Origin of the sequence: Pseudomonas sp. BMS12 (assembly GCF_001592875.1) — a bacterium.
Classification (GTDB): domain Bacteria; phylum Pseudomonadota; class Gammaproteobacteria; order Pseudomonadales; family Pseudomonadaceae; genus Aquipseudomonas.
This window is the reverse complement of sequence record NZ_LSOF01000032.1, coordinates 1-11606: the sequence shown is the minus strand read 5'-3', so window position 1 is coordinate 11606 and position 11606 is coordinate 1. Positions and strand designations below refer to the sequence as shown.

Here is an 11606-nt window from a genome sequence, read left to right as displayed (position 1 = left end):
GGGCTGGGCTGTACATGTGCAGCGCCTGGGCCCAGCGCGACAGCCGCGCGTGCCGGCGAGCCGGTGCCGTGTCGGCCGGCAACTGCCAGGCCTCGACGCCGATCACCCGCTCGCGGGCATCCAGCACCAGGCGGCGTACCTCGCATTGACCGTGCAGGCGTACGCCGGCAGCCAGAGCGCTGGCGTGCAGGGCGGCATACAGCGCGGCACCGGACATGCCCTGGCCCTTGGCACGATGCCCGCGCGGCGCCGGCTTGGCGACGCGGGCGTAGTCCGGAACGGCTTCGTTGCCGGAGTAGTAGAGGTAGTACTGGTCGCTGGGATAGGAGGTCTTGTGTGGCGGCACACTGGCCTCGAAGGCCACGCCCTGGCGCTCCAGCCAGGCCAGCTGCTCGCGGCTGCGCTGGCAGAAGTCGAGCAGGGTGGCTTCGCTCACCGCATCGCCGACTTCCTGGCGCAGGTAGGCATGCATCGCCTCGGGGCTGTCCTGATAGCCGGCCTGCTGCTGGTACGGCGTACCGCCGCCGGCATACACCACGCCGCCGCTCAGTGCGCTGGCACCGCCACCGGCGAAACGGTCGAGGGCCAGCACCTTGAGGCCGCGCTCGGCGGCTTCGATGGCGGCGCTGGCGCCAGCGGCACCGAAGCCGACCACCAGCAGTTCGCAGCGCTCATGCCAGTCGAGTTGGGTGGCGCTGCTGGTGCGCAACGCCGGCAATGCCTGGACGCCGTCCATGCCGGGGCCTCAGCCGGCGGCCGCCAGCGGCGCCGCGGCGGTGGTGGTGTAGGCGCCATCCAGGTAGACCAGCGGGGTAATTTCCGCACTGTTGTGGATCTGGTGGATGCGGCCGATGAAGATGCTGTGGGTGCCGTAGCTGAACTTGCCGTCCTGGCGGCAGAGAATCGCCGACTGGGCGTCGGCCAGGTACGGAATACCGTCCTCGCTCTGCCGCCAGTCACCGCGCTGGAAGCGCGCCTCGCCCTTGATCGGGCCGCTGCACAGGTGCGACAGCTCTTCCTGCTGCAGGCCGAGGATGTTCACGCAGAAGTCCGCGCCTGCGTCCAGCACCGCGTGCAGCGAGGCGGTCTGGTTTACGCAGATCAGCAGTGATGGCGGTTCGGTGGACAGCGAGTCGACCGCCGTGGCCGACATGGCGAAGCGCTCCTGACCGTTGCTGGTGGTGATGATGGTCACCGACTTGGCCAGGCGGCGCATGGCCTGGAGCATTTCGTTCTTCAACTGGTTGTCGTTCATCGCACGACCCTCTGGGTGTCTGGCAGTGCGATGAATTCTTGCGCCCGGCGCCAGGGGCAACATCGTCCGAGGGGACTAGGGCAGTCGATTGTGTTGCCGGGGTGATTGCAACAGGGCGGGTATGGTCCGTTTGTAGGATGTCGAGCGCAGGAGGCGTTGTTTGAATGCGGGCACGGGCGGATGTCGCCCCGTCCACAGGAGAACAACAAGATGCTCGACCAAGACCTGATCCGCCAGCGTCTGCGCCAACGCGCGCGCGAGCTGGTGCCTGTCCTGCGCGAACGTGCCGCCGAGGCGGCGCACAATGGCCAGCTGCCGGAGCAGACCATTCGCGATTTCCACGACGCCGGTTTCTTCCGCATCCTCCAGCCGGCGCGCTGGGAAGGCTACGAACTGGAGCCGCGGGATTTCTTCGAGGTGCAGATGACCCTCGCCGAAGGCTGCATGTCCTCGGCCTGGGTTCTTGGTGTGGTGGCCATTCACAACTGGCAGCTGGCGCTGTTCGACGACCGCGCCGCGCAGGACGTGTGGGGTGAGGATTCCGGCGTGCTGATCTCCTCCTCCTACATGCCGGTGGGCAAGGTCACTCCGGTCGAGGGCGGCTTCCGCCTGTCCGGCCGCTGGGGCTTCTCCAGCGGCAGCAAACACTGCCAGTGGGCCTTCCTCGGCGCCCTGGTGCCGCCGGCCGAACCGGGCGGCGCGCCGGACTACCGTACCTTCCTGGTGCCGCGCAGCGATTACCGTATCGAGGACAACTGGAATGTCATGGGCCTGGAGGCCACCGGCTCGCACGATGTGGTGGTGGAGGATGCCTTCGTGCCCGACTACCGCACCCATAGGTCGGTGGATGGCTTCATGCAGAACAGCCCGGGCAATGCGGTGAACACCGCGCCGTTGTTCCGCCTGCCGTTCGGCCAGATCTTCGTGCGCGCCGTGTCCTCGGCGGCCATCGGTGCGCTGCAGGGTGCCATCGACCTGTTCGTCGAGCACAACCGCGCGCGGGTCGGGGTCAACGACGGGCGCAAGATGGGCCAGGACCCGGCCGCGCAGAGTGCGCTGGCCAATGCCATGGTCAGCGTCGATGAATGCCGCACCCTGCTGCTGCGCAACTTCGACCTGATGATGCAGCGCGCCCGCGAGGGCCAGCCGTTGCAGATGAGCGAGCGGGTGAAGATGCGCTACGACTCGGCCCTGGTGCCGGACAAGTGTGCCAAGGCCGCGGGCGAGCTGATGTTCAACAGCGGCGCCTCGACCATCTTCAAGAGCCACCCGATCAACCGCGCCTTCCGTGACATCCACACCGGCCGAGCCCACGTCGCCAACAACCCGGCCAAGTACGCCTGGAACCTGGGCGGCGTGAGCATGGGGTTGGACAGCACCGACTTCTTCCTCTGAGAACCCGCTCACGATCTGCTGCGCGTCGGAAAAACTGCGTTGAACGTGGCTTCGGAATGCTCATTTGCCACATGCAAACTCGAGTGCGAGCCCAGTCCGTTTCTCAGCCTCGTTCGCCTTGTTTTTCTCTAGCTCGCGAGAGCGTGAGCAGGTTCTGAAGCGGCGGCGGGCTGCTCGCCCATAGCGAGTAGTCCGTTTGCGGGATTCGAGGGGGCGGGTGATCTCCGACCATGCGGGCAAGGCGCGCGAAGCGGTCGCCGAAAGACCCCTTACAAGTACAAGGAACCATCATGAAATTTTCCCTGATCTACGAGGCCCAGACGGTCGACGCCAGCCGCGAAGGCGACCGTCGCATCTTCGATGAAACCGTCGAGCAGGCCGTGCTGGCCGACCAGCTCGGCTTCGACACCTTCTGGTGCGTCGAGCACACCGCGCTGACCAACTACTCGCACATGTCCGCGCCGGAAACCATGCTGGCCTTCGTCGCCGGCAAGACCGAACGCATCGGTATCGGCCACGGCGTGGTCTGCCTGCCGCCAGCGATGAACCATCCGGTCAAGGTGGCCGAGCGCATCGCCACCCTCGACCTGCTGTCCAAGGGCCGTGTGCACTTCGGCGTGGGCAAGGGCGGCACCCAGCAGGAGGCCGGCACCTTCGGCTACGACCTGACGACCCTGCAGCCGCAGATCGACGAGGCCATGTACCTGATCCCGAAGATGTTCGTGCAGGACGAGATCGAGCATCACGGCGACTTCGTGCAGATCCCCAAGCGGCCGATCCATCCCAAGCCCTACCAGGACCCGCACCCGCCGATGTACCTGGCCTGCACCAACACCGAGAGCCTGCAGCGTGCCGGCGGGCGTGGTATGGGTGCCCTGGTGCTGGGCTTCGGCGGCCCGGATGAGATCGCCAAGAAGGTCGCCGTGTACCACGAGGCCTGGGACAAGCGGGATGAGAAGGATCAGGTCGGCTTCCGCCCCAATCGTCATATCGCCGCGCTGTGCCCGGCCATCGTCCTCGACGACAACGAAACCGCACGCAAGATCGGCATCCGCGGCCAGCGCTACTTCATGGAGTCGCTTGGCTACTGGTACGGCGGCGGCGCCCGTCCGGACCCGGCGCAGTGGACCGAGGACGTGGTGCACGACGGCAGCGGCCAGGACATCATCAAGTCCAACTTCGCTTCGGAGACCGTCACCGTCGACTTCTCCGACCCGACCATGGCCATGCTCAACCCCAACCATGCCTACGGTACGGTCAACGATTGCATCGGCTACGTGCAGCGCCTGATCGACGCCGGCGCCGACGAGATCCTGTTCATCTGCCAGATGGGCACCGTGCCGCAGTGGGCGCAGCTGGAAACGCTGAAGAACATCGGCGAGAAGGTGATTCCCTACTTCCGCGACCAGCAGAAGAAAGGCAGCTGAGCGTGTCACCACGATGGGCCCTCGGGCCCATCGCTACGTGGCTTGCGCAAGAAAGCGCAGCCTGATGGCGATGCCCTCCGCAGTTGGCAAAGCCAGATCTGTCGAACCCTGATGTCCCTGGTGACATCAGGGTTTTTTGTTTTTTTGCCTGCGCAGCTGGGATGAGGGCTCCGCATCTGCCGGGCAGCCTGGCAAACCAGCCTTTCTCGCTAGTCCCATTGGACGATGTTGCTCGCCTGCCGAGCCGATTAAATCCCCTCCCATAGCCCGCTCCGGCATCTGCCGTGGCGGTGGACGGACTATGAGGAGGCAAGCATGGATATCCGTGGCCTGGGGTACGTGACCGTACTCTCGACCGACCTTGAGCAGTGGCGGCGCTACGCGACCGACGTGCTGGGCATGATGGCGGTCGAGCAGGGCGATGCCCTGCTGCTGAAGATGGACGAGCGGCCCTATCGCCTGCTGATCGAGCGCGCCGAGCGCGACGGCTATGGCGCCTGCGGCTGGGAAGTGGCAGGCGAGGCGGCCTTCGAGCAGGCCATCGCCGAGTTGCAGCAGGCCGATGTGCAGGTGCGCCGCGCCAGCGCCGCCGAGGCCGGTCAGCGCCAGGTGCAGGCACTGGCCTGCTTCAGTGACCCGCACGGCAATCGCCATGAGCTGTTCTGGGGCCCGCGCATGGACTTCGCGCCCTTCGTCTCGCCGGCCGGGGTCAGCGGTTTCATTACCGGCGAGCTGGGCATGGGCCATGCGGTGCTGCCGGCGCCGAACTTCGACAGCTGCCTGGCCTTCTACCGCGACGTGCTGGGCTTCGGCCTGTCCGACCTGATGAAGGTGCGCTTCACTCCCGATCCGGCTGAGCCGGAGAAGCGCATCCACTTCCTCCACTGCGGCAACGCCCGCCATCACTCGCTGGCCCTGTTCGAGTGCCCGATCCCGTCCGGCTGCGTGCACCTGATGGTGGAAGTGCAGCAGCTCGACGACGTCGGCCGCGCCCTCGATCGCATGCACGCCCAGGGCGTCAAGCTGTCGGCCACCCTCGGTCGCCACGTCAACGACGAGATGACCAGCTTCTACATGCAGACCCCCGGCGGCTTCGACCTGGAGTACGGCTGCGGCGGCAAGGTCATGGACTGGCAGCGCCACACCCCCTTCGAGAGCACCGTGGTCAGCCACTGGGGCCACGATTTCAGCGTCGGCCGGCAGTGAGGGCATGAGCATGGACAAACGCAAGACTGCGGCCGAGATCGTCGGCCAGCTGCGCGACGGCATGACCATCGGCATCGGCGGCTGGGGCCCGCGGCGCAAGCCGATGGCGCTGATCCGCGAGATTCTTCGTTCCGAGCTCAAGGACCTCACGGTGGTCGCTTATGGCGGTGCCGATGTCGGCATGCTGTGCGCCGCCGGCAAGGTCAGGAAGCTGGTGTTCGCCTTCGTCTCGCTGGACTTCATCCCGCTCGAACCCTATTTCCGCCAGGCCCGGCAAAACGGCGCCCTGGAAATCATGGAAATTGACGAAGGCATGCTGCTGCTCGGCCTCAAGGCGGCGGCGATGAACGTGCCCTTCATTCCCACCGCCGTGGGCCTGGGCACCGACGTGCTGACCCATAACCCCGAGATCAAGCTGGTCGCCTCGCCCTATGCCGACGACCGCGACTGGCTGGCGATGCCGGCGCTCAAGCTGGACGCCGCGCTGCTGCATGTCGACCGCGCCGACGCCCGTGGCGTCTGCCAGATCGCCGGGCCCGACCACTACATGGACGACCTGTTCGCTCGCGCCGCCGACAAGACCTACGTCAGCTGCGACGAACTGGTCGACAGCGCCTGGTTCCATGCCCACCCCGAGGCCAGTCGCCAGGTGTTCTGGGAGCGCAACCTGACCTGCGCCGTGGTGCACCTGCCGGGCGGCGCCCATCCGTCTTCCTGCGCGCCGCTGTACGGCTTCGACGTGGCGCACTTCAAGGCCTACAACGCCTCGGCCAGTCAGGCCGACGGCTGGCAGCAGTACCGCGAGCGCTACATCGACTGCGGCGAGGCCGAGTACCTGGCCCGCGTCGGCGGCCTGGACGCGATTCGCCAACTTCCGCTGCCGGTGTTCTGAGGAGTCCACATGACCGCCACTTCCTACAGCCTGGCCGAGCTGCTGATCTGCGCCGCTTCCGAGGCCTGGCGCGATGACGGCGAGGTACTCGCCACCGGCATCGGCGTGATCCCGCGCCTGGCCGCCTCGCTGAGCATGCTGAGCAGCAACCCGGCCCTGCTGATGACCGACTCCGAGGCCTTCATGGTCGGCGAGCCGGTGCCACTCGGTGCGCGTAACGGCTACCAGCCGAAATTCGACAGCTGGATGGGCTTCTCGCGCATCTTCGACAACGTCTGGGGCGGCAAGCGCCACGCGCTGGTCGGCCCGACCCAGATCGACCGCTTCGGCCAGGCCAACATCTCCTGCGTCGGTGGCGAGTACCGCAAGCCCAAGGTGCAGATGCTCGGCGTGCGCGGCTTCCCCGGCAACTCGATCAGCCACGCCAACTCCTTCTTCGTGCCCAGCCACAACCGCCGTGTGTTCGTCGAGGGCGAAGTCGACATGGTCGCCTCGGTCGGCTACAACCCGGCGCGCCTGGCGCGGGGCTGGCGCCTGGATGACATCGATATCCGCCTGATCGTCAGCGACCTCTGCGTGCTCGACTTCCAGGGCCCGCAGCACCAGGTTCGCCTGCGTTCGCTGCACCCGGGGGTGAGCCTGGCCGAGGTGCTCGACAACACCGGCTTCCCACTGCACATACCGTCCGAGGTGCCGGTGACTGCCGCGCCGAGCGTGGAGCAGCTGATGCTGATCCAGCAGCTCGACCCGCACAACCTGCGCGCCGCCCAGCTCAAGGACAACCCGCCCGGCGTACGCCAGGAGGCTCGCGCATGAGCCAGGCCGAAGCCCTCGACGAGGTGGTGCTGTACGAGGTCCGGGACGGCATCGCCCTGGTGACCATGCACCGTCCCGAGTACCACAACGCGCAGAACTCGAAGATGACCTATGCGCTGGACGTCGCCTTCCGCCGTGCAGTGGACGACGACGCGGTCAAGGTCATCGTCCTGCGCGGCGCCGGCAAGCACTTCTCCGCCGGCCACGACATCGGCACTCCGGGGCGCGATGTCGAGCAGAGCTTCGAGCGCAAGCACCTGTGGTACGACCATGTGAACAAGCCCGGCGGCGAGTTCCTCTATGCCCGTGAGCAGGAGGTCTACCTCGGCATGTGCCGGCGTTGGCGCGAGATGCCCAAGCCGACCATCGCCATGGTCCAGGGTGCCTGCATCGCCGGCGGCCTGATGCTGGCCTGGGTCTGCGACCTGATCGTCGCCAGCGAGGACGCCTACTTCCGCGATCCGGTGGTGCGCATGGGCATTCCCGGCGTCGAGTACTTCGCCCACGTGCACGAACTCAATCCGCGCATCGCCAAGGAATTCCTCTTCCTCGGCGAAGCCATGCCTGCCGAGCGTGCCCGGCAGATGGGCATGGTCAACAAGGTGGTGCCGCGCGACGTGCTGGAGGACGTGACCCTGGACCTGGCCCGGCGCATCGCGCAGATGCCGCGCCTGGGTCTGGCGCTGGCCAAGCAGGCGGTGAACAACGCCGAGGACCTGATGGGCAAGCGCGCCACCATGGACATGGTGTTCGGCTTGCACCACTTTGCCCACGCGCACAATGAACTGGTCAGCGGCGACCGCCTGGGCGGCTACGACGCCAAGGCCATGGCCGCCTCGCAGCGCAAGGGGCAGAGCTGATGAACGGCCCCCTGGACACCCGCCTGACCGCCTTGCTCGGCTGCCGCTACCCTATCGTGCAGACCGCCATGGGCTGGGTCGCCGACGCGAAACTGGTGGCTGCCACCGGCAATGCCGGCGGCTTCGGCTTCCTCGCCGGGGCGACCATCGAGCCGCACCTGATGGAGGCGGCGATCCTCGAAACCCGGCGTCTGACCGATGCGCCGTTCGGCGTCAACTTCCACATGTATCAGGCCAACGCCGGCGAGATCGTCGAGCTGGTGCTCAAGCACCGGGTGCGCGCGGTCAGCTACAGCCGTTCGCCGGGCAAGGCCATGGTCGCTCGGCTGAAGGATGCCGGGGTGGTCTGCATGCCCACGGTCGGCGCCCTCAAGCACGCGGTCAAGGCCGTGGAGATGGGCGCCGACGTGGTCACCGTGCAGGGCGGCGAGGGTGGTGGTCACACCGGCTCGGTGCCGACCGCGATCCTGCTCGGCCAGGTGGTCGAAGCCGTTGATGTGCCGGTGGTTGCCGCCGGCGGCTTCAAGGACGGTCGCGGCCTGATCGCTGCCCTAGCCCTGGGCGCGTCGGGCATTGCCATGGGCACGCGCTTTCTGATGAGCGCCGACAGCCCGGTGCCGGCCGCCACTTTGCAGCGCTATCTGCAGGTACGCGACCCGGCGGCGGTGATCGTCAGCCGCGCCATCGACGGCATGCCGCAGCGCATGATCCGCAACGAACTGCTCGACCGCCTGGAACGCTCCGGCGGTCTGGCGCGCCTGCTGCTGGCACTGCGCTGCGCCCTGGCTTACCGCCAGCACAGCGGCGCCAGCCTCGGTCAGCTGCTGGGCAGCGCCCTGAAGATGCGCGGCGGCGATGGCCTGACGGCGGCGCAGACGCTAATGGCGGCCAACGCGCCCATGGTGATCCAGAAGGCCATGGTCGACGGCCTGCCCGCCGAGGGCGTGCTGCCGGCCGGGCAGATCGCCGCCAGCATCGACGCGCTGCCGGGCTGCGCCGAACTGATCGAATCCATAGTCACCCAGGCCGAACGCTGCCTGGTCGAGCTCGGCCAGCGCGCGGCGGCCAGCGCACAACGACCCGCTGCGGTCATGGGGGAACACTGATGAGCCAGCCATTTCACACCCACCTGCAGGACGGCATCGCCGAGCTGGTGTTCGACCATCCGCCGGTCAACGCCTTCGACAGCCACGGCTGGGCCGCCATCGCCGCCGAGCTGGAGCGCCTCGGCGCCGATGCCGAGGTGCGCGTCATCGTCGTGCGCGCCGAGGGTCGCGGCTTCTGCGCCGGCGTCGACATCAAGGAACTGGCCAATCACCCCGAGCGCATCGTTGCGGTGAACAAGGGCAACTACGACAGCTTCAAGGCGGTACACCGCAATCCCAAGCCGGTGATCCTCGCCGTGCACGGCTTCGTCCTCGGTGGCGGCATCGGCCTCAGCGGCGCCGCCGACATCCTGGTGGCCAGCGACTGCGCGCGCTTCGGTGTGCCCGAGGTGGATCGCGGCGCGATGGGCGGCGGCGCCCACCTGCAGCGCCTGTTCCCGGTGCAGAAGGTGCGCCACATGTACTTCACCGGCGAGATGATTGATGCCGCCGAGGCCTATCGCCTGGGCGCCATCGAGCGCGTGGTACCGCGCGCCGAGCTGCGCGACGCGGCCCTGGAGATCGCCCGTAAGATCGCCGCCAAGAGCCCGGCCATGATCGGCCTGGCCAAGGAGGCGCTGACCGGCATCGAGGACGGCAACCTCGAAGACAAATACCGCTGGGAGCAGGGCTTCACCCTGGAAGCCTACCGCGTGGCGGACTCCCAGGAAGCGCGCGATGCCTTCGTCGAGAAGCGCTCGGCGCAGTTCAACGGTTGAATGGAGGCGCCCATGGACCTGACCTATACCCCCGCCCAGCAAGCCCTGCGCGCCGAGGCGCGCGCCTGGCTTGAGGCCAATGTGCCGGCCACGCCGCTGGCCTCCTTCGACACCGCCGAGGGCTTCGCCCAGCACCGCGCCTGGGAGGCCAAGCTCAACGAGGGCCGCTGGGGCATGGTGACCTGGCCAACCGCGCTCGGCGGGCGCGGCTGCGACCTGATCGAGTGGCTGATCTTCGAGGAAGAGTACTACCGTGCCGGCGCGCCGCTGCGGGTCAACCAGAACGGCATCTTCCTGCTCGGCCCGACCCTGATGGAGTACGGCAGCGACGAGCAGAAGGCGCGTTTTCTGCCGAAGATGGCCACCGGCGAGGATATCTGGGCACAGGGCTGGTCGGAGCCGGGTGCCGGTTCCGACCTGGCGGCGATCCGCGCCAAGGCTACCCGCGACGGCGACCACTATGTACTCAATGGCCAGAAGACCTGGTCGACCCGTGCGGTGTGGGCCGACTGGGCCTTCTGCATCTTCCGCACCGACCCCAACTCCAGCCGCCACCATGGCCTGACCTTCATCCTGGTGCCGCTGAACAGCCCGGGCATCACCGTGCGGCCAATCCCGCAGCTCGACGGTCTGCCGGGCTTCGCCGAGATATTCTTCGACGACGTGCGCGTGCCGGTGGCCAACGCCCTCGGTGGCGAGGGCATGGGCTGGCATGTGGCGATGTCCACCGCCGGCTTCGAGCGCGGCCTGCTGCTGCGTTCTCCGGCGCGCTTCCAGGAAACCGCGCGGCGCCTGGTCGAGCTGTACCAGGCCAATCGTGCCGAGGCCGATCGCGATCCCTGTGTCGGTGACGCGGTGATGCGCGCCTGGATGGACGCCGAGGCCTACACCCAGGTGACCTACCAGACCGCCTCGCGTCTGGCGCGTGGCGAGAAGATCGGCCCGGAGTCGTCGACCAACAAGATCTTCTGGTCCGAGCTGGACCAGCGCATGCACGCCACCGCGCTGTCGATCCTCGGCGCGCGCGCCGAGCTGCAGCCGCATGCGCCGCATGCCGGTGAAGTCGGGCGCTGGCTGGACGGCTTTCTGTTCGCCCAGGCCGGTCCGATCTACGCCGGTACCAACGAAATTCAACGCAACATCATCGCCGAACGCATGCTCGGCATGCCGCGCGCCTGAGGAGGCAGAACCTACCTGCCAATCAAACATGCCTGCGACGGAGGCCATTTGTTCGCATGGCAAGGCACGAGGAGAGAAGTTTGGTTATTCCAAATGAACGACGAGCAACGCAGCCATGCGAACAAATGGCCCCGTCCCTTCGGGTTGCGCCACAAAACGCGCCATGCCGTGTTGCGGGATTTGCCAAGGGATCACCATTGCCTGCATCCCGCGCCTTGCCTGGCGCGTTTTGTGGCAGCAACGCAGACATGTTTGATTGACAGGTAGGTTCTCTCATGAATTTCAGCTTTAGCGAAGACCAGCTGCAGTTTCAGGCCAGCGTGCGCAACTACTTCACCAACGAGGTGACCCCCGAGCGCATCCGCGAGTTGTGGCAGCGCGACAGCGGCCGGTGCGACCAGCTCTGGGGCGAGCTGGTCGAGTTGGGCCTGCCGGCCTTCTGCGTGCCGGAAGCGCAGGGCGGCATGGGCCTGAGTCCTCTGGATTTCGTGCTGATCGCCCAGGAAGCCGGCTACGCCGGCCTGCCCGAACCGCTGGTGGATACAGCGCTGGTCGGTGTGCCACTGCTGGCCGCGCTGGCCGCCGCCCACGCCGAGCTGCGCGATACCTGGCTGGCGCGGGTCGCCGCCGGCGAGGCGCGCCTGGCGGTGGGCGAACCTGGCGCGGCACTGGTGGCCGACGCGCATATCGCCGACCTGCTGTTGCTGGCCCA

At 67.3% G+C, this 11606-nt stretch carries 12 protein-coding genes; 10 read left to right on the top strand and 2 right to left on the bottom strand.

What is annotated here, in order from left to right; all coding sequences use genetic code 11:
• Both AYB31_RS20850 and AYB31_RS20845 read right to left on the bottom strand, forming a co-directional pair.
• Positions 1-736: FAD-dependent oxidoreductase (locus AYB31_RS20850; protein WP_153020778.1), on the bottom strand; the 736-nt coding region annotated here is incomplete at its 3' end.
• A gap of 9 nt (positions 737-745) precedes the next feature.
• Positions 746-1255, bottom strand: a complete 510-nt coding sequence (locus AYB31_RS20845; RefSeq protein WP_068830925.1) for a flavin reductase family protein — start codon at positions 1253-1255, stop codon at positions 746-748.
• A gap of 210 nt (positions 1256-1465) precedes the next feature.
• Between AYB31_RS20845 and AYB31_RS20840 the strand changes: the two genes are divergently transcribed.
• The 10 genes from AYB31_RS20840 to AYB31_RS20795 all read left to right on the top strand — a co-directional run.
• Positions 1466-2650 (top strand): flavin-dependent monooxygenase, encoded by a 1185-nt coding sequence (locus tag AYB31_RS20840; RefSeq protein WP_068830927.1) that lies wholly within the window; start codon positions 1466-1468, stop codon positions 2648-2650.
• A 290-nt stretch (positions 2651-2940) separates the two neighbouring features.
• Complete coding sequence (locus AYB31_RS20835; RefSeq protein ID WP_068830924.1) at positions 2941-4077, top strand: LLM class flavin-dependent oxidoreductase; 1137 nt, start codon at positions 2941-2943, stop codon at positions 4075-4077.
• Positions 4078-4392: 315 nt separating this feature from the next.
• Positions 4393-5283 carry a VOC family protein gene (locus AYB31_RS20830; RefSeq protein ID WP_068830923.1) on the top strand — a complete coding sequence of 297 codons (891 nt, stop codon included), beginning with the start codon at positions 4393-4395 and terminating at the stop codon, positions 5281-5283.
• 10 nt (positions 5284-5293) lie between these two features.
• The gene (locus AYB31_RS20825; protein WP_068830926.1) at positions 5294-6175 is read left to right on the top strand and encodes a CoA transferase subunit A; all 882 of its coding nucleotides are present in this window, start codon (positions 5294-5296) and stop codon (positions 6173-6175) included.
• 9 nt (positions 6176-6184) lie between these two features.
• A complete protein-coding gene (locus AYB31_RS20820; protein ID WP_068830922.1) occupies positions 6185-6991 on the top strand; it encodes a CoA-transferase subunit beta in 807 nt (268 codons plus the stop codon).
• The gene (locus AYB31_RS20815) at positions 6988-7851 is read left to right on the top strand and encodes an enoyl-CoA hydratase (RefSeq protein ID WP_068830921.1); all 864 of its coding nucleotides are present in this window, start codon (positions 6988-6990) and stop codon (positions 7849-7851) included. Before AYB31_RS20820 ends, AYB31_RS20815 begins: the two co-directional genes overlap by 4 nt.
• Complete coding sequence (locus AYB31_RS20810; RefSeq protein ID WP_068830920.1) at positions 7851-8957, top strand: NAD(P)H-dependent flavin oxidoreductase; 1107 nt, start codon at positions 7851-7853, stop codon at positions 8955-8957. Before AYB31_RS20815 ends, AYB31_RS20810 begins: the two co-directional genes overlap by 1 nt.
• Positions 8957-9715, top strand: a complete 759-nt coding sequence (locus tag AYB31_RS20805; protein ID WP_068830919.1) for an enoyl-CoA hydratase family protein — start codon at positions 8957-8959, stop codon at positions 9713-9715. The genes AYB31_RS20810 and AYB31_RS20805 overlap by 1 nt, the downstream gene beginning before the upstream one ends.
• A gap of 12 nt (positions 9716-9727) precedes the next feature.
• Positions 9728-10894 (top strand): acyl-CoA dehydrogenase, encoded by a 1167-nt coding sequence (locus tag AYB31_RS20800; protein WP_068830918.1) that lies wholly within the window; start codon positions 9728-9730, stop codon positions 10892-10894.
• 275 nt (positions 10895-11169) lie between these two features.
• On the top strand, positions 11170-11606 hold a 437-nt coding region (locus AYB31_RS20795; protein ID WP_161489396.1), incomplete at its 3' end, for an acyl-CoA dehydrogenase family protein.